Origin of the sequence: Streptomyces sp. NPDC046727 (genome assembly GCF_040645635.1) — a bacterium.
GTDB lineage: Bacteria > Actinomycetota > Actinomycetes > Streptomycetales > Streptomycetaceae > Streptomyces.
In genome coordinates this window covers 1-21,785 of sequence record NZ_JBEYYR010000061.1, presented here as the reverse complement: position 1 = coordinate 21,785, position 21,785 = coordinate 1, and the positions used below count along the sequence as shown (strand labels likewise).

The following is a 21,785-nucleotide window of genomic DNA, read 5'->3' as shown; positions in this document are numbered from 1 at the left end:
CAAGATGGGGGCGCTGCGGGGGCACGGCGCCTCATGGCCGGTTGAGCAGCAGCTGCAGCCGCTACGTCGAGAACGAGTCCACCACGCAAAAGCCCAGGTCAAAGGCGATGTGAACATTTCCCTGGTCGGTAAGGAGGATGACCTCTACAAGTCGGCGCACTCCCGGTACGCCGAGCTCCTGGCCGACGACGTCCGCACCGCCGGCGTGAAGGTGCGCCCGGACACGCGCCGCCGGCAGGCCGCGCTCGAGGATCACGTCCTAGCGCACGGGCTGGACGCGGTGGTCGAGTCCGCCCTCGCCGATCCCGAGGAGTTCCGCACATCAGCAACCGCGTACCGGCGGACCCGCCACCGGATCGAGGTGGTGGCGGTGGCCACAGCGGAGGCCCTGAGCCAGCTCGGGGTGCTGGACCGCTTTCTTTCCGAGGCGCTCTCCGGTGGCGGCCGGTATGTCTCGTGGGAGAACCACGACACCTGCGCGAAGCAGATGCTCCAGACCTTGGCCATCATCGAGGCCGAGCAGCTGGCCGACCGCATCACGGTGGTGCGGCACGACGGCACCGTGCTCTACGACAACGACCTCGTCGACGGGGTGTGGCACCGCCGGCCGGCGGCCGAGAAGGCGGTGGCGTACGAGCGGTACCGGCCCTGGACCGCCCAGGAGACAGCCGTCTTCCGCCGGGAGTTGGCCCGGACCGATCAGCGGCTGCACCGCGATGTGCACTGCGAGGACCGGCGCCTGGCCGTCCAGCGCGACGTCGAACGTGCCGCCGCGCTCGCCGAGCCCGTACGCCGCATCGTTCAACCGCGACGGCGGGCGCCGGGCATGGACTACCACCGGCTTTCGGCCGAGGAACACCGCTGGATCTTCGACGAGCTCATCGCGCCCTCCCACCTGAGCGGCATCGTCAGCCGGGACGATCCGCGGGCGGTCTATGTGCTGGGCCAGCCGGGGGCGGGGAAGCTGCTGCCGCCAGGATGGTGAAGCGGGCCATGCGGCCAGGAACGACGCAGTTGGTCGGCGACGACTTCAAGGCGTCGCACCCGGACTGTCTGCGCCTGCTGGAGGAGGACCCCCGTAGTGCCGGGACCGCGATCCGGGCCGACTACCGTGCTTGGTTCGCCGAGGCCGAAGCGTATGTGCGCCGGCACCGAGGCGACGCGCTGATCGAGGGCGCGCCGGGCAGCGTGCAGGAGTTCCTCGCCAGCGCGCTGCCGTTCACGGCCGACGGCTACCCGGTCGAGCTGGTAATCCTGGCCGTGCGGGAGACGGACAGCCTGCCGTCCACGGCGCTGCGGTACGCCCGCTCCCTGCAGAGAGGCGGCTACCCGCGCTTCACTTCACGAGCGGGCCATGACGTGTGCTTCCGCGCCTTGGCCGACGTCGTCGACGCCGTGCAGCGGCATCCGGCGATCACGGCCGTGACCGTGATCCGGGGTGACGGCGAGGCCCTGCTCCGACAGGAGAGCGGGGCCGACGGTGCTGTCGCCGTTCGGGGCGGGGCGGTGATGCTCATGGGGTCAGTTCAAGGCGCCGACAACACGCCCTGCGGGAAGTGACGCGACGCGGGCACCAGACCAAAGCGGCGAGTGAGGCCAGGATCAGCAGAGTGGAGCTCAAGGTTGAAACAGCCGAGCCGGGGCGAGTTCGCGTGGGCGTCCGGTGCCACGGACCGCGACGAGCATCTGCTGGCCCTGTTATAGGAGTCCGGAGCCGTATTGACCGGTAAGCAACTGCTGTAGCCGGTGCTCCGCTTCTACCGTCTGTCATGGCTCCAGGCCACCCGACTGATGGGCAGAAGAAAGGGACCCGATCCGTGCGACTGGCATCCATGACTAGGGCGGTTGGTGTCGCCGCTGCGTCGGCACTGTTCGTGGTCGGCGCTGTGCCCCAGGCCCAGGCATCTCCGTCCGCCGGCTACATCGGTGACGGCTACGCCAATAACAGCCACGGCGTCTGGTGCGTGCAGCACCTCCTCAACACCGCCGGCAGAGGAGCTGATATCCCCGAGGACGCGGTGTGGGGTCCGCTTACCAAGCAAACGGTCAAGGCGTTTCAGTCCGCCTATGGCCTGACAGTGGATGACATCGTGGGCAAGGCAACAGGCCAGAAGCTTCTGGACAAAGGCGATCCCTACTATGGTGGCCACAACTATTGCTACTGGTACCTCCCGTCGTACTGACCAGTTGCCGGCGTAGCACGACCGGCCGCGGGGCGGGTCTGGCGGGTGTCCGACAGACCCGCCCCTTCCCCGCGAGGGACGGCGGCGTCAAGCGGGGGCCCGCCTAGGTCGTGTCCGATGGGTCGTGGAATTGCGCGGGCTCAACGGAGCGGTGCGGCGATGATGTGCGGGTGTTCTACGAAGATCTCAGCGAGTACGACTACCAGGACGAGGATGCGTTCACGGACAGGGAGTCGGGCGTCTACGCGCTCTGGTACCGCCCGGCGTACACCCGCCTGAACATCGGGTGGCTGGAAGCCGGCAGGCCGTACTCGACAGGGGCGGTCACCCCGGTGTTCGTGGAGAAGCTGAAGGCTGTGCAGGAGGTCCAGTGGATGAACGTCTGCCTCGGGGGGCACGAGTGTGATCTGTGTCCTGAGGATGAGGGTCCGGAAGGGAACGGAGAGGTACGGATCCCGGGCGGGCCCGGCTTCGCTTATGCCGCTCCGTTCCTGATCACGCACTACATCACCGCACACGGCTACCAACCGCCGCAGGCCTTCATGGATGCCGTTCTCGCTGTCGATCTCGACGCGTGGGCCTCCGCACGGTGGCCCGGCATCCCCTTTCCTTGGGTCCCGGATGACGCGGAACGCATGCTGGAGTAGAGGCGAGCGAGGCTCACGTGCGCACCCAGAGCCGGATCGAGGCGACGGTGACCGTCAGCTGCGGCAACAGGCCCGCGTTCATCTCGGGCAGCAGGTCGAACAGCTCGGCGACCACGACCTGGTCGACCGCGTCAACGAGCTTACCGAGGAGAACCTGCGGCTGCCCACGGCGGAACGGCAGGCGACCACAGAGAACACGCAGCTCCGGCAACGAGTCACCGAGCTTGAGAACGACCTCGCCGCAGCCCGCACCAGCCTCCGCCGCATGATCCGGGACCAGAACCACTCTCAAAAGAGGAACACGACTCCGACGCCCTGACTGCGGCAGACCGAACGGAGTGGTCAAGCACGCGGTACTGGTATCAGTCCCCCAGGACTGGCGAGGAGCACTGGGATTGCGTTGCCGGGTTTGCCCAGTTCAAGAGCTCGGCGGCCGAGGAGGTAGGGAAACCTGCTCGCCTCGCTCCCAGGCAATCTGAAGTGCTGCTGATTGCGAATCGAGGATGAGTCGATGCACATCCTCCAGCTCTAGAGATTCCAACCCTTGCTGCTGTCGTTCTGAGTTCATGCTCTCTAGAGCTGCTGTATGGACGATCTTCACGAGCTGGAAAGCAGCGTTCTCCTGCGAGAGATCAAGAGCTACATACTGGCGGACCAGCTCACGTCGGGCGGCGATCCCGAGGTGCACCTTCTGAGCAACTGCGGCTTCTCGGCCGCCTCCAACGATGCCAGCAAGAGTGTCTAAGTGTCGCAAACGGACCGACTGACGCACCGGCATCCGCGCGGCAAGCAACGCCGCCGCAAGGGCAACCGCAGCACCGACCAGTGCCCCTCCGAAGCCTATGAGCGCAGAGAGCAGTTCATCGGACATGGCCTGAGACTACTCGCCCGTCGTAACCACCGTTCCGGAAATGCCTGCGCCAACGAGAACGGCGCCTAACGTCCCTCACGCAGCCTTACGGCCCTCACCTGCAAAAACACTGCGCGAACCCCTGATAACGACGGTCCGGAGGGCGGTCACGTAGTAGATCACCCGGACCCCGTCGACGTCGTCCACGTAGTCGCGCAGCAGGGTATCGGGCACCAGGGCGCCCAGCTCGGGGTTGACTCTGATCGCGACGATCGCGCGGTCCAGGCGGTGTGTCTCGGCCGCCGTGAGCTTCTGCAGCTGGCTCAGCGCGGGCTCCACCAGGACGACCTGGGACCGGCGCGGCCCGTGCTCAGGCGACACGGGGCTGCTCGCCGGCGAGGCGCTCCAGGTGGGCGTCGCGGGCTTCCTCCCACAGCACACCGGACTCACCGCTGCGAGGTCCCCCTCACGCTTCCCTGGCGGCGGTATCGGCCGGAGACGATGGGCGACTCCTTGGTTGCCGCTGAGCTGGCTGCGCGGCACGTACTTCCCGCTGGCCGTGGTCGACGTGGACACCGCCGCCCGGACGGCGCAGTGCCTGGTGATGGGGGCGAGCACCCGGGTCACGGTGGAGCTCACCGAGGACCAGGCGCAGGAGGCCGGCCTCCCGCCCGGAGGCGGCTATCAGGTCTCCGGGATGCTGCTGGACGCCGAGGGCGAGCCTGTCGAGCTCCCGCGCGTCGGCACGCTCACCGTGCCGACGCGGTGGCTGCACCCGGTGGACACACCCGTCTCCCCCAGCCACCACGACGACTCGGTCCGGGGAATCTGTCCTGTCTCACTGAACCTTGACCGATCTCACCGAACTCTGACCGGTCCCTACTGGCCAGCAGGCTGTTGAGACTCTGGGGGCAAGGTCCTTGAGATGCTGGTCAACGTGCAGCGAGAGGGGACCCAGACTGCCGTCGCGCGGGCGGAAAAGGTGACCAAAGCGGCGGTGCATGGCCTGCTGATACGGCACCGTAGCGGCATGACGAAGAAGAGTGCCTTCATGCTCACCACAGCGGATCATTGGGTTGAGCTGGAAGCCGATCCGCTAGCCCGGTTCGACTTGGACCACGATGAGGCCGTCGAGGCGGCCGGCTACTAGGGTGAGCTTGAGGACGACACGACCTACTCCACCTTCGCAAACTTGGTTCGGCAGGCCCTGTCCCGAAACTGATCCGGCTGCGCCTCGGGCAGAACAGCCTGCCGCAGAGGCCTCTGGGTAGATGGCCCCTCTCGTTTTGACCGGCGTCTCAACGAACCTTGACCGCCCCCGAGCGTCTACAGCCTGCTGACCAGTAGGGGGACCGGTCAGAGTTCGGTGAGATCGGTCAAGGTTCAGTGAGACAGGACAGAATCCGCAGAACCGACCGCCGCACAGAGCGTGATCACCGCCAGGAGGGCTGTCACGCTGTCGCGCCTGTCACGCGCAAACAGCCCTGGAGGGGGTTCCGAGGGGTGTTCCACCCTCAGAACACGATCATTCCGGATATTCGGGCGGCTGCTGTCACGCGGTCGGCGGCGGGCATGACAGGGGGCGTGACAGGGGGCGTGACACCCCGATTGTGACGCTCGGTGAGGGTCCGAGGGCTCCGGGGGCGGTCATGTCACAGGGTTACAGGTCACCTCACAGGAACGCTTCCACCTGGAAATTCGGGGGTTCGACCTCACAGGCAAACAGGGTGAATGGGACATTCGGACTCCGAGGCTCCCAGCCATGTCACAGGTTACCTGGGGCCTGAGAGGTTGCCCTCAGTGATCAGGCTCGGGCCGGGGGCCAGATGTGAGGGCCGGTGCACTGCCCACAGGCGGCGCAGCCGGCGCACTCCATGCAGAACTGCTTCGGGACGCGCGGGCACGAGCAGATCGGGTTGTAGTGGGGGTCGTCGTCGCCCTCGAAGTACGGCTCCCCGAGCGGCGGCGCGTAGTCGAGGTGGACCTGGCCGTCGGCCGTCAGATCCGAGTACCGGGTGCCGCAGCCGGTCGACTGCACCCACGCGGCCACCATGTGGTCGGCCGCGCTCACCGCGCGCCGCCCTCGCCCGCTTCCGCCAGTTCGGCGGGCGCGAGGACACGGTCGATCCAGGCGGCGAGCGCGTCGGTGGCCTCCGGGTCGGCCTGGGCGAGTCGGCCGGCGAACTCCAGCTCGCCGTCGGCGGCCGGGGCGCCGGTGCGGGGGTCGGCGTAGTGGCCGGAGCGGTCGGCGAGGGCCTGCGCCAGCCAGCCGTCGACTGTCAGGTGGTAGTCGCCTCGGTGAAGCAGGAAGTCGCGGGCGGCCTCGTCTCCCGGCCGGGTCTCCACGGTCCGGTCCGGTCGAGTCGGCCGGCGCGGGCGGCGAGCTGCTGCTGCTCCTGGAGGCGCTGCTGCTCGGCTTCCGCGGCTCGCCGGTCGGCGGCGAGCTCGTCCTGGACGACGGCGTCGGTCTCCGGGGCGTAGACGCCGCCGGTGGCGGCGAGCAGCTGCGCGATGCGCTCCCACTCAGCGACTTCGGCGGGGCCGCGTCCGTCGTCGGCCAGGTCCTCGCGGTCGCAGTCCATGTGCTGCTGCAGCCGGGCGTCCTCGAGCGCGGCCGCGGCCTCGGTGGCGGTCATCCCGGTGGCGCCCGGCGCACGGCACGGCGGCCGACCTTCGCCTGGTCGACCGGCTGGCGGGGCTCGGCCGCGCCGGCTGCCGGGACGCTCGGACGGCGGCGGAATCGGCGAACAGGGGTGCTCACACGAGTCTCCCAATCGTTGCGGAAACGATGACGGAATAACCGGACGCCCGCGCGGTGGGCGCGGCGGCCGTAGATATGCCGAAGCACGATAGTTGTCACCATCGGCATCCGCTGGCCTGCGGCTTCGGTAGGACAAAGCATGGTGGTTGTCACCGATGCGGCGCGCTACCTGTCACCAGCGGCAAGCGAAGCAGGGGCGATGTCACCGCGTTCGGCTTCTGGTGAGCAGGGGGCCGAGCGGCGGCCCTCGGCGATCAGGGGCCGCGCGCCCTACGCGAACCCCGCCTCCTACGATCACCTGGTACGACTGCTGGAGGGGCGGGAATGCTTGAGGACAACGAGGACGGGACAGCGGCAGCGACGCGGCTCGCGGGAGGTGCACCGCTTCAAAGCACGCTTGATGTCGCCGACCCCGCTGACTGGCTCGCGCTGGACGCAGGAGTGCGTGAGGTGGCCTGGCACCGCCCGCAGTTCCTGCCGGGGTGGGAGCACTCCGCCCCACTGCCCGCCGACCTGACTCAGCTCGGCGAGTCTCGGCTCGCACTCGCCCTCTGCCACCGCGACGGGCGGATCCGTCAGGAGGCGGTGCGTCAGTCGGTCCGATACCCCGGTCTGCTGCCGTTGGTCGTGATCCGCTGCGCCGATTGGGTCGGCCCAGTGCGCGAGCACGCCCGGCAGTTGCTGCGCGAGGCCCTGAACGTGGACTCTGCCCTCGACCTTGCGCCGCTTATCCTCCGTGTCGGCCGCCGCGACAGAGGTGCCTTCGGCGTCGATGTGCTCGGCCAGATCCTGCGCCAGGCATCCCACGGGCAGCTCGCTGTTCTCTTCGCTGACCCCGACCGCGTCGTCCGGCGGTTCGTGTACCGGCTGGCCATCGAGGGCCGACTGCTCCGTCCCGCTGAGCTGGCCCGCGCGGCCGCCGGGGACCAGGACACCGTGGTCCAGGACCTGTGTGCCACAGCGGCGCTCGCGGCTCTGGGGGATGAGGATGCCTACGAGGGTGTGCTGCCTCCACTGCTGTCCGCACGCAACCCGCGTACCCGTTCGGCCGGCGTCACCGCGCTGAGACGGGCGGGGCGGGCAGAGCAGGCGGAGCCGTTTCTCAGTGACCGTTCCGCGCTCGTGCGTGCTTGTGCACGGTATGTCGTACGACAGCAGGGTGGTGACCCGGCGGCCTGGTACCGGGAGCGGTGCACGGCACCGGACGACCCTGAGTTGCCGCCCGGTGCGGTCATTGGGCTGGCCGAGTGCGGGAACCGCGCGGACGCCGGGCTGCTGCGGCCGCTGCTCGTGCACCCGGCGGCCGGGGTGCGGGCGCGAGCGGTGGCAGGGTTGCGGGCGCTGGACTGCGCGGATGCGAAGCAGTTGCGGCCGCTCCTCGACGACCCTGCCGCCGGGGTCGTCCGCGAGACCGCCGCCGCCCTGCTGCCCTCGGCCAAGGAACTGCCCGCCGACTGGCTATTGGAGCGCACAAGCTCCGAGCGGCCGCGGCACGTCCGCGTCGGCGCGTTCCGGCTACTCGACGCGCGCGGCGGCATCGTGGCGCTACGGGCGGCGGTCGGTCTGTTCGAGGACCCGGATATGAAGCTGCGCACCTGGGCCGCGCAATCAGTGCAGCGCTGGCATCCGTCGCCGGATGGGCCGCGCGGCGACGCGGAGGTGGGTGAACTGCTCGACCGGAGCCGACACCTCTTCAGCGACCACGTGCTGCGCCGGCGCAAGTGGGAAGCCGGGGTGGACAGCTGAGGCTGCACCGCGGTCCAGAACTCTGCTCAGCACTCGCCGCCAGGTGGCCCTGGCATCGGCAAAGCGGGATCGATCGTCTCCGATCTCAGCGAGCACACGGGCGCTGGTGAGGGGGCCGAGTCCGGGGAAGCTGGTGATGATGTCGGCGTCCGGGTGTATCTCAAAAGCTTCCACCGCGGCTTCGGCGAGCTCATCTGCGCTGGTGCAGGCAGCGTCCAACTTTCGCAACAGTGTCAGGGCCTGGTGGCCCATCCCATCTTCGACCAGCGGGAGTTGGCGCATTTGAGGGGCCCGTAGGACCGCTTGCAGGCGCGTGACCTCGGCCTCGATCCCGCGTTGGCGTCCGGCCCTTTTCAGCGCGGCCCGCAGCTGGGTCTTGGTCAGCCGGGCGGCCCGGGCCGGGGTGGGTGCGGCTGCCAGCAGCGCGCGGGCGACCGATGAGCACAGGCCGCCGAGGACTGGCTGGACGGCGGCGAGATAGCCGGGGAAGTATTCGCGCAGGTACCGCAGTTTGTTGGCAGCCTGGGTGCGGTCCCAGACCGCGTCCTGCTGGGCGCGAGCCAAGACGGCGATGGCCTGGGCGAGTTCGGTGTCGGCGGGCAGCGTCCGGTGTGCTGCGGTGTCGGTGCGCAGGATGTTGGCGAGGACCATGGCATCGAGGTGGTCTGACTTCTTGCGTGCGACGGTGTGGCGGTCACGGTATCGGGACGCTGCCATCGGGTTGATCGCGTAGACGGGGCGGTCAGCGGCTCGCAGGCAGGCCACCAGCAGTCCTCGGGACGTCTCGATGGCGGCTGGTATGCGGGTTTCGGGGGTGTCCCCGTGCTTGGCCAGGAGGTCCAGCAACTGTTGGAGGCCGGCGGCGTCGTCAGCGATCCTGGCCCGGGCCACCAGCGTGCCGTCGGCATCGACGAGGGCGATGTCATGGTGGTCGCTGGCCCAGTCGATACCGCAGAAGATCTTCATGGGGTCGTCTCGCGTCCTTCCTGTCGGTTGCACCTCTCGCTTGCTGGTCACAGCCGTGGAGGCACGCGACTCCCTAATGGAAGGGCTCTGACGGCCCAGCATCCGATTAGCCGTTCGTGACCCCAGCTACCCGCAAGGTCCTCAGTCTTTTCAGGAGCTTGAAGGCTCCCGGTGAGCTGGGAGGTATTTCTCGCGAGCGGCTCAGACCACGAACATCCTCGAATCGATCCCGTTCGTGCCGCTGCCACGACACGAGGCTGGTGAACCCGTCTGATCAAAGGGCTCCGGGCCCAGTGGTGCTTCAGGCTTCACCAGCCTCGTAACTCACCATTAGATGGTGCTTACTGCCCGTCTTTCCGCGGTCGACCGGTGACGGGCCGGTTGCTTCGCCCCCTTTTTCACGCGGATGTGGGAGGCATCCACGCAGGCCCGGGAACAGTCCAGCTCATCGGCCGCGTGCAGCACGGCGAGCAGGAGACGGTGCAACTGGTCGAAGAGACCGGACTCATGCCACCGCCCCAGCCGGCGCCAGCAGGTCTGACCGGAGCCGAACCCCAGCTCCAGCGGCAGCAGCTGCCAGCTCACGTCGTTGTAGAGCACGTACAGGCTGCCCTGCAGGCACAGCCGGTCGTCCACCGGCTTCGGGCCGGGCGCCTTCACCGGCCAGGGCGGCAGCAACGGCTCGAACAACGCCCAGAGGTCATCCTCCACGATCCACGGCCGAACACTCACCCCCCGAACGGCCGAATCGTCACACCGGTCACGCCCGACCAGCACACCTCAACAAGATCGTGTTACGAGCTCTTAGAACTCCTAACGAAATGGGCCGCCTTGCGATCCGCGCAGTGGGACAAGGCGAGTGCGGAGGAAGATCACTACTCTGCATGAGTGCTCTCATACGACGAGTTGACTTCACCAGAGCGTGAGCTGTGGGACGCGTTCCCCGAGGGACGCCGCGTGGACCTGCGCACCGGTGCACCTGAGAACGACCATGTTGCCGAGGGTAGGCAGTGGGGCCCCGGGCGGACGGTTCGGGTCGCCGTGATCGTGGCGCTCCTTCAGGGCGCGAACGCCGCGCAGACGGGCGCCGTCGCGTGTCTGAGGCTCGCCGGAGCGCTGATATCCGGGCACCTCAACCTGGCTGGCGCGCAGATCGCTCACGCCCTCTGGCTCGAGGACTGCTGGTTCGAGGAGGGTGTGGACCTCTCAGGAGCGTCGACCCAGTCGATCGCGATCGTGAGCAGCCGAGTGCCAGGCGTGGAAGCCGGCATGATCCGCATCGATGGACGCCTCGACCTGCGACGCTCGCGCGTGACAAGCGGCTCCGCCTCGCCCTTCCACCGCAGGCTCACCGCCTTGTCGCTCATCAACGCCCACGTGAGCGGCGCGGTGAACCTCAGCGGCGCCGAGATCACCGCACCCGGGGAATGGGCCGTGTCCGCCGGCGGACTGGTCGCGGAGGGCGGCGTCTACTGCCAGGACGGATTCACCGCGCACGGTGAAGTCCGTCTCATGGGGGCACAACTGCCAGGCGGACTGCACATGCGGGGCGCACTACTGGAACACCCCGGCCCGCGCGGGGTGGCGCTCGCCCTGGACAACGCCGTGGCTTCGACGCTCGACTTCTCTGACGGGTTCATCGCGAACGGGACCGTACGGCTGCGGGGTACCCGGATCGCGGACAACCTGACCTTTGAAGGGGCCGTCCTGAACGGGCCGCCCGACGGCCACGGCGCGTCTTTGGCCGCCCTGCTGATGCAGGCAGTCGACTTCGACTTCACCCTCGCCCGGCAACCGTCCGGCACTGTGGACCTGCGGGGCGCGCAGGTGTCCTACCTCCACGACAACGACCTCAGCTGGCCGGACGTGGTGCAGCTGGACGGCTTCGTCTATGGCTCCATCAAAGTGGACGAAGCAGGCGAGCGGCGCGAGGCACTGGGGCGGCGGGACTCCGTGGCCCACCGCGTGGCGTGGATTCGACGCAGCCCGGGCTACAACCCCCAGCCCTATGAGCAGTTGGCGAGTTGGTACCGGAAGGCTGGCCACGACGACGATGCCCGCCGCGTACTCCTGGCCAAACAGCGCCATCGGCGTCAAGTTCTGCCCCCGGCCGCGCGCGCGTGGGGGCACCTGCTCGACGTGACCGTCGGCTACGGCTACCGCCCCTGGCTGGCCGGCGTCTGGCTCCTCGCGCTGACCTTCCTGGGCACGCTGTCCTTCAGCACTCACTCCCCCATTCCGGTCAAACGAGACGAAGGCGCACCGTTCCAGCCCCTTGTCTACACGCTTGACCTCTTGATCCCCATCGGCGGTCTGGGGCAGCGCACGGCCTGGTACTGGTCGAACGGCAGCCTCCAGTGTCTGGCCTACCTGCTGATCGCCTTCGGCTGGGTGCTGACGACCGCCGTCATCGCGGGTGTCACCCGCACCCTGCAGAAAAGCTAGCGGGCGACAGCTGAGTTCAGGCGTCGCCAGCAGATCAGTGCGCAACCGAGGGTGAGGAAGGCTTCGTGGATGTCGTCGCGGATCTCCCAGCGGATCCGCAGGCGTCGGAACCAGTGCAAGTGGGCGAATGCGCGCTCCACGACCCAGCGTTGGGTTCCGAGTCCGGAGCCGTGCTCGCTGCCCCGGCGGGCGATCAGTGGCTTCACACCGAGCCCCCAGACCAGACGGCGATACTTGTCGTGGTCATAGCCGCGGTCCCGGCCAGCACCATGTCCGGACGGCGCCGGGGGCGGCCGCGCCTGCCCCGCACGGGCGGCACGGCCTGGAGGAGCGGTATCAGCTGGGTGACGTCGTTGCGGTTGCCGCCGGTCAGGGTGACGGCGAGCGGGATGCCGGTGGCGTCAGTGATCAGGTGACATGGTCCCCTTCACCACCACGCCCTGTCCAACCCATGCCGCCCGGCGAAGATTCCCTGCCCCGCCGGCGTTCTCTGGCCCTGCGCCGATGAAGATCCTCCGGGTCCGTCACCAGTCTGTCTTCGCAAGGACGCGGGCCGAGGCGACCCAGCATTGATCGAACATCCGTGCCAGGGTGGCGCCATTCTTCCGGCGGGTGGCTGGTTCTCGCCGCCAGAACAGGAAATACCGCATGATGACGACTCCCGCGCCCCCCGTCACAAAACCTGACCCATCGGCTCCGGTCTGCCCCGGTGACCTGGTCGGACCGTGCGCGGCGTGCCAGCGCAAGACGCACAAGTACGGGCGCGGGGACTTGCCCCTGTGCCCGTGGTGCGCGGTCCCGGCCAAGGAGAAGTGGGGTCCGACCGTGCGCTTCACCAGCTCGCGCCCCTGACACCGGCCAGTCGATGTCGCCGGCGGCGTCCGCCCGGGACTGGGCGGCTCGGAGCATCCGCTCGAACGTGCCGTCCGCCTACCACCGGCGGAATCGGGTGTGCAGCGTGGCCCACGGTCCGTACCGCTCGGGCAGGCCCCGTCAGGCCGTGCCCGTGCGGCACTTCAACACGATCCATCGCCGCGAGGACCCTGCGGTCATCCAGCCGCTTGCGCCCACTCAGCGACACGGGCAGCAACGGCCGGACGAACTCCGGCTCCGCACCGGACCGTTCACGGTGACGTATCACCCGACCGCGACCCACCACCCCAAGATCATTTGCAAGACAGTGCCTAGGGCACGTCGACATCGTCGAAGAGCGCGAGCATCCGGGTCAGGACGTGCACGCACGCATCCACGTCGGCGCCGGTGAGGTTGCCGCTCACCTGCCGCAAGGCCGCGTGTTCGCGGGCGTGCACCGCGGTGATTGCCGCCATGCCGTCGGCGGTCAGCCGGATCAGCGAGGACCGCTGATGGGCGGGGTTGGGGATGACCTCGACCAGGTGCTGCGCGGCGGCGTCGTTGACCATGCGTTGCACGAACTGCCGACTGAGTGTCTGGGCGCGGCCCAGTTGAGGGACGGTCATAGGTCCGTGCTTGCGCAGCAGATCCAGGACGGCGCGCACGCCGATGGACAGCCCCTCGATCGGCTCGGCCTGTTCCACCTTGCGGTGCACCCGCCGGTACAGCGGCCCCACCAGGGCGAACACCTCCGTCAGTCGGTCGGCGAGCTCGTCGGGCGGCAGTGGGGTGTCGGTGCCTGTCATCCCCCAAGAATGACACTTCGGTTGCCAACTTTCGACGATGATGACACCTTGGTTGTCATGTCTGCTTTCGCCGAGCACTCCGAGATGCTGTCGTTTGCGACCTCTGACGGCTCCCTCGCCTATCGCGACACTGGCAATGGGCAGCCGCTGGTGCTGCTCCATGCCGGGTTCTTCGATCACAGCATGTGGGACGACCAGATAAGGGCGTTCTCCCTGCGCTACCGGGTCATCGCACCGGACGCCCGCGGACACGGCGCCTCCTCGAACGCGACCCGGCCGTTTCGTCCGGCCGACGATCTGGCAGCGCTTCTGCGCCATCTCGATGTCGGGCCGGCGGTGCTCGTCGGGGTCTCGATGGGTGGGGCTACCGCGGTCGACACTGCGCTCGAGCATCCCGAACTGGTTCGCGCCGTGGTCGTCAGCGGCGTGGGGACCAGCGAACCATACTTCGAGGATCCCTGGAGCCTGGAGGTTCTCCGGGAGCAGAACGGTGCACTGGCGGCCGGCGACATCGAGGGCTGGCTGAACGGGCACGTGCGCTTCGCGGCAGGCCCGCACCGCTCGCCCGGTGATGTCGATACGGACATCACGAACCGCCTGCGCGCGATGGCATCCCGGACGATCTCCAAGCACACGGCCGGCGAACCTGACCATCGCGTACCGGTTCCGCAGACCTGGCAGCGTGCGGCGTCCATCGACGTTCCTGTCCTGGCGATAAGCGGTTCCCTCGACGTGAGCGACCACATAGCCATGGCTGACCGTCTGGCCCACGCGGTACCCGACGGCTGCGCGGTGTCCGTGGAGAACACCGCACACTTCCCCAACATGGAGCAGCCGACCGAGTTCAACGCCATCCTGACCCGGTTCCTCGAAACTCTTCAGAATCGGCCCGTGTGAGGCCGCGATGCGCCGCCAGGTGTCACAAAACAGCCAAGAGCTACCTCACAGGCCTCCGCCTTGGCGCCTCGAAGACCTGCGTTCCCTCACGTTTAACCAGCGCGACGTGAACCTGTGAGAGTGCATGACCATCAAGGAAGAGCTGTTCGCCCCGGTCGACGCGCTGTGCCAGGTGGCCACGCGCCAGGCCTTCACTACGTGGCTGATGCGTTCGGCGGACAGGCCGGGCGCCGCAGGCGCGTCGGCCCACGCCGCCGCCGGGATGGAAGCGAGCGACGAGGACCGGTTTCCCACCTCGAAGTGCGAGGCGGCAGAGGTGGTGTCGATGGTGTCCCGGGCAGTTCGGATGACGCCCTCGGAGGGCCGGCGCCTGCGGCGTCCCCGCTGAACACCGGAGGAGAGGAATGCTGGCAGAAATGGCTTTCAACACACAGGACGTATTCGTGGCAGACCGGTTTGCCCGCTGGCGTGAGCACGTCTTACGAACGTATGTGCCGGTCGAGGTCGACAGTGATCACGTGGCCAACTTCGCGGCGTCGCAGCGCATCCTGGACCTGGGGGGCGTACAGCTGTGGACGATGGAGCACTCGCCGATGACACTGCGGCGAGCGCAGAAGCCGATTCGGCAGTCTGACCCCGAGCTCTACCATCTCTCGCTCCCCCTGCGGGGGACGATGGGGCTCATCAGCTCCGATCAAGAAGCCGAATACGAACCGTACGACCTGGTTCTCCACGACACCTCACGGCCCCACCTCATACGGGCGACCACCAGCCACAGCGAGGACACGATCCTGGGAACAGGACTCTTCATCCCCCGGAAACTGCTGCTGCTACCGCAGAAGGCGATCGACTCACTGATCATGCGACGATTATCGGCGCGTGAGGGGATCGGGGCGCTGCTCGCCCACTTCCTCACCCAGGTGACCCGGGACGCCGGCTCCTACCGACCCGACGACGGACCTCGCCTGGGAATGGTCGCGGTGGACCTGCTGTCCGCACTGTTCGCCCGTGCGCTCGACGCCGGCAACTCCTACCCGCCAGAGAGCCACCAGCAGACCCTGGTTTTGCGTATCCGGGCCTTCATCCAGGCGAACCTGCATGATCCCCAGCTGACCCCGCGGACCATCGCCGCCGTTCACAACATCTCCACCAGCTACCTTCACCGCCTCTTCCAGCACGAAGAGGAAACGGTCGCAGCCTGGATCCGCCGCCAGCGCTTGGAACGAGCCTGTCACGACCTCGCCGACCCGGCTCAGCGCACCATACCCATCCACGCCATCGCGGCCCGCTGGGCCTTCCGCCACGCCGCCGATTTCACCCGCGCCTTCCGCAGCGCCTACGGCATGCCGCCCAAGGACTACCGCAACCAGAGCTCACAGCATTGCCGGGCAGACAGCTGTTGATCAGTTCGTCGCGGTTCGCGGCGAAGGCATGCGGGAGTCCGGCGAGCAATTCCATCTCGTCTTCATCCTCACCGCGTCGGCCACGGCACTTAACAACGGCTAACAAAATGAGGTGGATCGGCGTTGGTTGCCGTGTCCGAGGCGGGAGTTGAACGTTCGGCTCGGCGTGGGGACATCGCCGTGGATCGTGTCGGATGAGCCGTGGGACCGCCCGGAGCCGCTGCTGCCGCAGCGTGAGCGCCGCTTCCGGTATCCCGGCCGCAAGGCGTTACCTGACCGGGAGGTGCTGTGCGGGATCCTGTACGTGCTGCACACCGGCATCCAGGGGGATACCTCCCGAAGGAGCTGGGATTCGGCTCGGGCATGACCTGCTGGCGACGGCTGCGGGACTGGAACGAGGCCGGCGTGTGGCAACGGCTCCACGAGGTCCTGCTGGCCGAACTGAACGCAGCCTCGCGGCTGGACTGGTCCCGCTGCGTGGTCGACTCTTCCCATGTCAGGGCGCTAAAAGGGGGAGCCACACGGGCCCCTCGCCGGTCGACCGGGGCCGGGCAGGATCGAAACACCACCTCATCACCGACGGACACGGCACCCCGCTCGCCGTCCTGCTGACCGGCGGCAACCGCAACGACGTCAACCAGCTCCTGCCCCTGCTCGATGCGATCCCGCCGGTCCGCGGCCGGGTCGGACGACCGCGCCGCAAACCCGACTCGCTCTTCGCCGACCGTGGCTACGACCACGACATCTACCGAGACCAGGTCCGCGCTCGCGGCATCGTGCCGGCCATTGCCCGCCGCGGAACACGGCACGGCACCGGACTGGGTACCTACCGCTGGGTGATCGAGAGAAGCTTCGCGTGGCTGCACGGCTTCCGGCGTCTGCGGATTCGATGGGAACGCCGAGCCGACATCCACGAAGCGTTCCTCAAACTCGCCTGCTGCCTGATCACACACCGACAACTCAGCCCATTGCGTCAGCCGTTGTAAAGGAGAAGGGAGCGGCTACCTCGGAGGCAGCGCGCGCTCCCTGCGGTTGCGCTTCTCCATAGCCGCGCCCACCCAGATGCACCAGGCGACGCAGCTGGCCAGGAGGAGGAAATAGGTCATGAATCCGTTGGTGTCGCCGAAGAGCCACAGCACCAGTGCGGGGGGCCCGAAAACGATCAGCGGGCCGATGACCCACCAGGTCAGATATGTGCGCAGTATCTCCCCGCCGACGAGCGGCGTCTCCTCGTGCACCGCGTAGCGGGTGACCGAGGTACTGCCGTTCCCGTACTGTGTGTAGGCTGAGTCGCCGACCGTCAGGCGATGCCGACGCAAGGGGATCACCGGCAGAAAAAGCAGCACGGCCCACTGGGTGGCGTGGTGGCTGCCGTCACGATTCGGGTAGCTGAAGCCCCGATACGTGGTGCCGAATCCGTTCCACGTCGACATTCTTCGCATCCTCCTCGTCGTCTCCGGCCTGAACTGTCTCACGTCTGGTGGAATTGGGGGTCGGATCAGCCGTGATCCGTACGTCGTAGGGCCTGTCCAAGCAGCCGAACCCTCTGGCCAGCGCAAGGCCAAGTACGCCGGCGGGATCGCGTCGAGCAGGGGCAGCAGTTGGGTGCCGTCGCTGCAGTTGCCGCCGGTCAGCAAGATCGCGAACGGGGTGCGTCCGGCAACGGCTTACGGCCCGGACAACGGAAGCGGCGCTCACACTGCCGCAGCAGCGGCTCCAGGCGGTCCCACAGCTCATCCGACACGATCCACGGTGACGCCCCCACGCCAGACCGAACGCCCAACTCTCGCACGCCCACGGGCGTCAGGAGCGATCCACCTCATTTTGTTAGCAGTTGTAAGAGCTCGTAACACGATCACGGTCGGGCTTTCTTGAGGCGTCTCCAGCAGATGAGGCCGCAGGCCAGGGAGACGAGGGCGTCGTGCAGGTCGAGGCGTCGTTCCCAGCGGACGGCCAGGCGCTTGAAGTGGTGCAGGAGCGAGAAGGTCTGCTCGACGACATAGCGGAGCTTGCCCAGGCCCTGGATGTTCGGGGCGCCCTCGCGGGAGAGCACCGGCAGGATCCGGCGCCTGCGAAGCTCGCGGCGGTCGGGGTTGCTGTCGTAGCCCTTGTCTCCGAGCACGGCGTCCGGCCGGCGCCGCGGACGGCCGGGCCTGCCGGCCACTGGCGCAATGCCGTCGACCAGAGCCAGGGTCTGCGTGAGGTCGTTGACGTTGGCCGCAGTGGTGATGCCCTTGAACGGGGTGCCTCTGCCGTCGCAGATCAGATGGTGCTTACTGCCCGTCCTCCCGCGGTCGACCGGTGACGGGCCGGTCGCTTCGCCCCCTTTTTCACGCGGATGTGGGAGGCGTCCACGCAGGCCCGGGACCAGTCCAGCTCATCGGCCGCGTGCAGCTCGGCGAGCAGGAGACGGTGCAACTTCGTCGAAGACACCGGCCTCATGCCACCGCCCCAGCCGGCGCCAGCAGGTCTGACCGGCGCCGAACCCCAGCTCCAGCGGCAGCTGTTGCCAGCTGACGTCGTTGTAGAGCACGTACAGGATGCCCTGCAGGCACAGCCGGAGGTCCATCGGCTTCGGGCCGGGCGCCTTCACCGGCCGGGGCGGCAGCAACGGCTCGATCAACGCCCAGAGGTCATCCTCCACGATCCACGGCCGAACACTCACACCCTCCCAAACGGCCGAATCGTCACACCGGTCACGCCCGACCAGCACACCTCAACAAGATCGTGTTACGAGCTTACGCACACCGGCAAGTCCATCGACCCATGACCACCGAGCGGGCAGACGATCTTGAAATCTGTTCGACGCGCGCTGCGTCGAACACATCTCGGCGGTCCTCTCGGACTGAGCCCGGAGGAACACCGGCACACAGAAGCGACACCGCCTTCTCGGTGGTGCCGCTTCTTCTTACCGCGTCGGCCGCCGACCGCCGACGCGGGACGCGTGACGCCCCGGGACGGGGGATTTCCCGGGGCGTCAGTCTGTGAGCGTCGGTGATCGCGCGTCAGGCGCTGGGCCTGGCCGTCGCCCTGGCCACCAGCAGCACGGCCAGCAGGCCTATGCCGACGAGGACGTAGCCGGAGGTGGTGAGCGCGCCGAGGGTGCCGAGCACCGCGACGCCCAGCGCCGAGCCCGCCTGCCGGATGCCATTGAGCGCGCCCTGGCTGGTGGCGGCGTACTCGGGCGGTGCCGAGACGGCCATCGCGGCGGCGGCACCCGGGATGGACAGGGTGCCGGTGGCGGCGAGCGCCAGCTCGGCCGCGATGATCAGCGGCAGCGGCGGGTGGTGACCGACGCAGAAGGCCAGCAGGACACCGGCGACGACAGAGGCGGACATGCCGGTCAGCAGGACCGGCCGGGGGCCGTAGCGGGCTACGAGCCGGCCGGTGAAGAAGGGCATGACGCACACGGGGAACGCGATCGGCAGGGACGCCAGACCGGCCTTGAACGGGGTCAGGTCGTAGGTGTGCTGAAGCCACACGGCGAACATGTACATCCCGCCGAAGTAGGCGAAGCAGGACACCGCTGCCGCGACCATGGCCGCCCGTACCTTGGGCAGGGCGAGCAGCGCCGGTGGCAGGACCGGGGAGGCCACCCGGCGCTCGACGACGGCCACGGCGGCGAAGCAGAGGAGCGCGGCCACGATGGGAACCAGGGCGCTCGGCGAGCCCCAGCCCTCGATCCCGGACTCGACCAGACCGAAGATGAGTACACCGAGACCGGCGGTGGACAGGGCCAGACCCGGACGGTCCAGTGCACGGGTGGCCCGTACGGGCGGCACGGGCAGCCGACGGGCGAGGAGCAGCGCGGCCAGCGCGATGGGCGGGTTGACGAGGAACACCAGGCGCCAGCCGCCGAGTTCGACCAGGGCGCCGCCGAGCACGGGTCCGGCCGCGGCTCCCAGGCCGCTGAGCGCGGTCCAGGCGCCGATGGCGCGGGTACGGCGCGCCGGGTCGGGGTTCAGGTGCATCAGCAGCGCCAGGGACGCGGGCACCAGACCGGCGCCAGCCGCACCCAGTAGCGCACGTCCGGCTATCAGGGAACCGACGTTGGGCGCGAGGGCGCAAACCACGGACAGGACGGCGAACAGGCCGAGCGCGGAGGCGTAGACGCGGCGGGCACCCCACCGGTCGGCGATGACACCGCCGGCCAGCAGCAGGCCGGCGAAGACGACCGTGTAGGCATCGACGGCCCAGGGCAGTGCGGCGGCGGTCGGGTGCAGCGACTCCTGCACATCGGGCACTGCGACGTTGAGGATCGAGGTGTCGAGCAGGACGAGCAGGTTTCCGGTGGCGATGCCGGCGAAGGTCAGTTTGGAGCGGAGCGAGGAAGGAGCCCGCTCTTCCGGAGGTACGGTCGGCACGGCGACGACGGAGGGGCGGGACATGGGGTCGGCTGTAGTCATGGCTGCAGCGTGTCCCGACGGCCCCAGGGCCTGCGACGCCGCAATTCCGATACCCCCATCGGAAAGTCCGATGGGACGGTTATGCTGCTCCCGTGGACTCCCGCTATCTGCGAGCTTTCGTCGCGGTCGCCGACCACGGCGGCATCTCCGCCGCCGCACAGGCCCTGGGATACGCACAGTCCAGTGTCAGTGCCCAGCTCAAGCGGCTATAAGCGGACCTGGGCGTGAGCGTGCTTGTACGCGCCGGCACGGGCGCGGTGCTTACCGAGGCCGGCGCGCGGCTGCTGCCGCACGCGCGTGAGGCCCTGGAGCTGGAGGAGCGGATGCGGCGGGCGGCACGCGGCGACCGGCCGCGTCTGCGGATCGGGGCGCAGGAGTCGCTTGCGCACGTGTGGATGCCCGATGTGCTGGCCGCGCTGGAGTACCGCACGGGCGGCACGGACACAGGGGCGGACGTCGAGCTGACCGTGGCCAACCGCAAAGCACTGGAGCAGGCCTTCGGCGCAGGCGAGTTGGACCTGGTCTTCCAGTACGACAACGGCATCCGCGCGCTCGGCCCGCACGCGGTCGTCGGCCATGACCGGACAGTCCTGGTGGCGGCACCAAACCATCCGCTCGCCCGGCAGAAGATGGTGACGTCGGACCAGATGCTGCAGTACGACTTCCTGGTGGCCGAGCCCGGGTGCACCTCGGAGATGCTGGTGGACCGCTTCGGCCGGGATCTGCTGGCCGGGGCCCAACTGGCAGTGATCCAGGGATCGTTGTCGGCGCTGCTGCGGCTCACCGGGCATGGGCACGGCGTCTCGCTGCTGCCGGAACTGGCGGTTACCCGGGAGCTGCAGGAGGGCGAGCTGGTCGAGCTGCGGCTGGCCGAGCGGATCCGCCCGGTCAGCATCGTGGCCCAGTGGCGTCTGCGGCTGGGGCCGGGCGAACGCACGCTGCACGCCCTGCTCGACGTGGCCCGCCGCGCCGACCCGCTGCCCGAGGTGACCCGCGCGGCACGCACGGCGCGGGCTTCCTGATCGTGCGGCGGGAGAACGGACACATGAGCACAACGATGCCCGGCAGCACGGGAGTTCCCGGGCCGCTGGGCATCGGTCGTGCAGGGCACGACGCAGCGTGGGGTGACCTGACCTGCCTGTCCGCCTGCCGCACCACGTCCATGATCCGCCGGTAGTCCCCGGGCAGCGCCGCCCCGTCCATGTCGCGCTCGCGCTGCGGGACCAGCAGCACCGCACGGCCCGAGACCTGCCCCGCAGCAGGCGGCGGTGCCTCTGCTTCCGTCTCAGCGTGCACCTGCTCGGTCAGCCGGATCGCGACCCGCTCGGCGACGGCGAGTTCCTCAAGCTCATCGCATACCTCCTGGAGATACTGGCCCAACTTCTCCGCCTGTACCTCCGGTTCGTCCCTGCGGGCCGTGATCAGCGCACGAAGGTCCGGTTCCGCGTCCTGGGTCACTCGATGTACCTCCCGCCCGGACCGTACGGAAAACCACATTACGCACACCGGCAAATCCATCGATCCCTGACCACGAAGACGGCAGACGATCTTGAAATCCGGCAACCCCCTGCGACCAGCACGAGCACACGATCACCAACCCACCCCAGCCCCGTGACCAGCTACTTCAAGATGGCGGATCTTCAGTGAGAGCCAGCCACACGTCAGCGCGGGGTCCGGCCCTGTGGCGCGCCGGACCCCGCAGGTTGCTGACGGTGAGGTGCTCACCGTCGGGGCGGTTGCCTTCCTCTTCTGTCCGTCCCTGGGGGGCGGGGGGCCGGGAAGGGTGGCCGGGCCGCCGGGGCAGGGGGCCTTGGCCGGTGTTT

23 protein-coding genes and 6 pseudogenes are annotated in these 21,785 nt (G+C 68.5%); 14 read left to right on the top strand and 15 right to left on the bottom strand.

The window, feature by feature from the left end; all coding sequences use genetic code 11:
- Window positions 1-109 precede the first annotated feature (109 nt).
- The 4 genes from ABZ937_RS41175 to ABZ937_RS41160 all read left to right on the top strand — a co-directional run bounded on the left by ABZ937_RS41175 (window position 110) and on the right by ABZ937_RS41160 (window position 2,830).
- Window positions 110-985: a zeta toxin family protein gene (locus ABZ937_RS41175; protein WP_361700362.1), complete on the top strand. Its 876-nt coding sequence runs from the start codon at window positions 110-112 to the stop codon at window positions 983-985.
- The gene (locus tag ABZ937_RS41170; protein WP_361700359.1) at window positions 979-1,560 is read left to right on the top strand and encodes a zeta toxin family protein; all 582 of its coding nucleotides are present in this window, start codon (window positions 979-981) and stop codon (window positions 1,558-1,560) included. Before ABZ937_RS41175 ends, ABZ937_RS41170 begins: the two co-directional genes overlap by 7 nt.
- A gap of 257 nt (window positions 1,561-1,817) precedes the next feature.
- Window positions 1,818-2,183 (top strand): peptidoglycan-binding protein, encoded by a 366-nt coding sequence (locus ABZ937_RS41165; RefSeq protein ID WP_361700356.1) that lies wholly within the window; start codon window positions 1,818-1,820, stop codon window positions 2,181-2,183.
- Window positions 2,184-2,347: 164 nt separating this feature from the next.
- Window positions 2,348-2,830, top strand: coding sequence for a hypothetical protein (locus ABZ937_RS41160; RefSeq protein ID WP_361700353.1), 483 nt, complete (start codon window positions 2,348-2,350; stop codon window positions 2,828-2,830).
- 13 nt (window positions 2,831-2,843) lie between these two features.
- Here the strand turns inward: ABZ937_RS41160 and ABZ937_RS41155 are convergent, their stop codons facing one another.
- The 3 genes from ABZ937_RS41155 to ABZ937_RS41145 all read right to left on the bottom strand — a co-directional run bounded on the left by ABZ937_RS41155 (window position 2,844) and on the right by ABZ937_RS41145 (window position 4,061).
- Complete coding sequence (locus ABZ937_RS41155) at window positions 2,844-3,116, bottom strand: hypothetical protein (protein WP_361700350.1); 273 nt, start codon at window positions 3,114-3,116, stop codon at window positions 2,844-2,846.
- Between the two features lie 132 nt (window positions 3,117-3,248).
- Window positions 3,249-3,701 carry a hypothetical protein gene (locus ABZ937_RS41150; protein ID WP_361700347.1) on the bottom strand — a complete coding sequence of 151 codons (453 nt, stop codon included), beginning with the start codon at window positions 3,699-3,701 and terminating at the stop codon, window positions 3,249-3,251.
- 75 nt (window positions 3,702-3,776) lie between these two features.
- On the bottom strand, window positions 3,777-4,061 hold the full coding sequence (locus ABZ937_RS41145; RefSeq protein WP_361700345.1) for a hypothetical protein: 285 nt from the start codon (window positions 4,059-4,061) through the stop codon (window positions 3,777-3,779).
- 136 nt (window positions 4,062-4,197) lie between these two features.
- Here ABZ937_RS41145 and ABZ937_RS41140 point away from each other — a divergent pair, with 136 nt between their 5' ends.
- Entirely contained in the window at window positions 4,198-4,581 is a 384-nt protein-coding gene (locus tag ABZ937_RS41140) for a hypothetical protein (RefSeq protein ID WP_361700343.1), read from the top strand.
- Between the two features lie 24 nt (window positions 4,582-4,605).
- On the top strand, window positions 4,606-4,830 hold the full coding sequence (locus tag ABZ937_RS41135; protein WP_361700340.1) for a hypothetical protein: 225 nt from the start codon (window positions 4,606-4,608) through the stop codon (window positions 4,828-4,830).
- Between the two features lie 654 nt (window positions 4,831-5,484).
- Here ABZ937_RS41135 and ABZ937_RS41130 read toward each other — a convergent pair.
- The 3 genes from ABZ937_RS41130 to ABZ937_RS41120 are packed head-to-tail and all read right to left on the bottom strand — an operon-like array spanning window position 5,485 to window position 6,316.
- Window positions 5,485-5,751: a hypothetical protein gene (locus tag ABZ937_RS41130; RefSeq protein ID WP_361700337.1), complete on the bottom strand. Its 267-nt coding sequence runs from the start codon at window positions 5,749-5,751 to the stop codon at window positions 5,485-5,487.
- Window positions 5,748-6,026, bottom strand: a complete 279-nt coding sequence (locus ABZ937_RS41125) for a hypothetical protein (protein WP_361700334.1) — start codon at window positions 6,024-6,026, stop codon at window positions 5,748-5,750. Before ABZ937_RS41125 ends, ABZ937_RS41130 begins: the two co-directional genes overlap by 4 nt.
- The gene (locus ABZ937_RS41120) at window positions 5,960-6,316 is read right to left on the bottom strand and encodes a hypothetical protein (protein WP_361700331.1); all 357 of its coding nucleotides are present in this window, start codon (window positions 6,314-6,316) and stop codon (window positions 5,960-5,962) included. Before ABZ937_RS41120 ends, ABZ937_RS41125 begins: the two co-directional genes overlap by 67 nt.
- A gap of 449 nt (window positions 6,317-6,765) precedes the next feature.
- Between ABZ937_RS41120 and ABZ937_RS41115 the strand changes: the two genes are divergently transcribed.
- Entirely contained in the window at window positions 6,766-8,187 is a 1,422-nt protein-coding gene (locus tag ABZ937_RS41115; protein WP_361700329.1) for a hypothetical protein, read from the top strand.
- Window positions 8,188-8,232: 45 nt separating this feature from the next.
- Here ABZ937_RS41115 and ABZ937_RS41110 read toward each other — a convergent pair.
- Both ABZ937_RS41110 and ABZ937_RS41105 read right to left on the bottom strand, forming a co-directional pair.
- A pseudogene (locus ABZ937_RS41110) lies at window positions 8,233-9,153 on the bottom strand (transposase); the annotation flags it as partial.
- A gap of 330 nt (window positions 9,154-9,483) precedes the next feature.
- Window positions 9,484-9,864 carry a transposase gene (locus ABZ937_RS41105; protein WP_361700326.1) on the bottom strand — a complete coding sequence of 127 codons (381 nt, stop codon included), beginning with the start codon at window positions 9,862-9,864 and terminating at the stop codon, window positions 9,484-9,486.
- Between the two features lie 177 nt (window positions 9,865-10,041).
- Between ABZ937_RS41105 and ABZ937_RS41100 the strand changes: the two genes are divergently transcribed.
- A complete protein-coding gene (locus ABZ937_RS41100; RefSeq protein WP_361700324.1) occupies window positions 10,042-11,598 on the top strand; it encodes an oxidoreductase in 1,557 nt (518 codons plus the stop codon).
- Here ABZ937_RS41100 and ABZ937_RS41095 read toward each other — a convergent pair.
- Together ABZ937_RS41095 and ABZ937_RS41090 are read right to left on the bottom strand one after the other, a co-directional pair.
- Window positions 11,595-12,013 (bottom strand): annotated as a pseudogene (locus ABZ937_RS41095) (IS5 family transposase); the annotation flags it as partial. The gene ABZ937_RS41100 and the pseudogene ABZ937_RS41095 overlap by 4 nt on opposite strands.
- Window positions 12,014-12,782: 769 nt before the next feature.
- A complete protein-coding gene (locus ABZ937_RS41090) occupies window positions 12,783-13,256 on the bottom strand; it encodes a MarR family transcriptional regulator (RefSeq protein WP_361700322.1) in 474 nt (157 codons plus the stop codon).
- Window positions 13,257-13,313: 57 nt separating this feature from the next.
- On the opposite strand from ABZ937_RS41090, the gene ABZ937_RS41085 reads away from it, so the two are divergent.
- The 4 genes and pseudogenes from ABZ937_RS41085 to ABZ937_RS41070 all read left to right on the top strand — a co-directional run bounded on the left by ABZ937_RS41085 (window position 13,314) and on the right by ABZ937_RS41070 (window position 16,542).
- Window positions 13,314-14,153 (top strand): alpha/beta hydrolase, encoded by an 840-nt coding sequence (locus ABZ937_RS41085; protein WP_361700319.1) that lies wholly within the window; start codon window positions 13,314-13,316, stop codon window positions 14,151-14,153.
- 124 nt (window positions 14,154-14,277) lie between these two features.
- Window positions 14,278-14,541, top strand: coding sequence for a hypothetical protein (locus ABZ937_RS41080; protein ID WP_361700316.1), 264 nt, complete (start codon window positions 14,278-14,280; stop codon window positions 14,539-14,541).
- A 16-nt stretch (window positions 14,542-14,557) separates the two neighbouring features.
- Window positions 14,558-15,556: a helix-turn-helix domain-containing protein gene (locus ABZ937_RS41075; RefSeq protein WP_361700314.1), complete on the top strand. Its 999-nt coding sequence runs from the start codon at window positions 14,558-14,560 to the stop codon at window positions 15,554-15,556.
- A 184-nt stretch (window positions 15,557-15,740) separates the two neighbouring features.
- Window positions 15,741-16,542 (top strand): annotated as a pseudogene (locus ABZ937_RS41070) (IS5 family transposase).
- A 15-nt stretch (window positions 16,543-16,557) separates the two neighbouring features.
- On the opposite strand, the gene ABZ937_RS41065 reads toward ABZ937_RS41070, so the two are convergent.
- The 5 genes and pseudogenes from ABZ937_RS41065 to ABZ937_RS41045 all read right to left on the bottom strand — a co-directional run bounded on the left by ABZ937_RS41065 (window position 16,558) and on the right by ABZ937_RS41045 (window position 19,962).
- Complete coding sequence (locus ABZ937_RS41065) at window positions 16,558-16,989, bottom strand: hypothetical protein (RefSeq protein WP_361700312.1); 432 nt, start codon at window positions 16,987-16,989, stop codon at window positions 16,558-16,560.
- Window positions 16,990-17,130: 141 nt separating this feature from the next.
- Window positions 17,131-17,217, bottom strand: a pseudogene (locus tag ABZ937_RS41060) (IS5/IS1182 family transposase); the annotation flags it as partial.
- Window positions 17,211-17,348: pseudogene (locus tag ABZ937_RS41055) on the bottom strand (IS5/IS1182 family transposase); the annotation flags it as partial. The pseudogenes ABZ937_RS41060 and ABZ937_RS41055, both read right to left, overlap by 7 nt.
- Window positions 17,349-17,411: 63 nt before the next feature.
- Window positions 17,412-18,221: pseudogene (locus tag ABZ937_RS41050) on the bottom strand (IS5 family transposase).
- 340 nt (window positions 18,222-18,561) lie between these two features.
- Entirely contained in the window at window positions 18,562-19,962 is a 1,401-nt protein-coding gene (locus ABZ937_RS41045) for an MFS transporter (RefSeq protein WP_361700309.1), read from the bottom strand.
- Window positions 19,963-20,054: 92 nt separating this feature from the next.
- Here ABZ937_RS41045 and ABZ937_RS41040 point away from each other — a divergent pair, with 92 nt between their 5' ends.
- Window positions 20,055-20,174 (top strand): LysR family transcriptional regulator, encoded by a 120-nt coding sequence (locus tag ABZ937_RS41040; protein WP_361700306.1) that lies wholly within the window; start codon window positions 20,055-20,057, stop codon window positions 20,172-20,174.
- Between the two features lie 12 nt (window positions 20,175-20,186).
- Window positions 20,187-20,984 carry a substrate-binding domain-containing protein gene (locus ABZ937_RS41035; RefSeq protein ID WP_361700304.1) on the top strand — a complete coding sequence of 266 codons (798 nt, stop codon included), beginning with the start codon at window positions 20,187-20,189 and terminating at the stop codon, window positions 20,982-20,984.
- The last annotated feature ends 801 nt before the right edge of the window (window positions 20,985-21,785 follow it).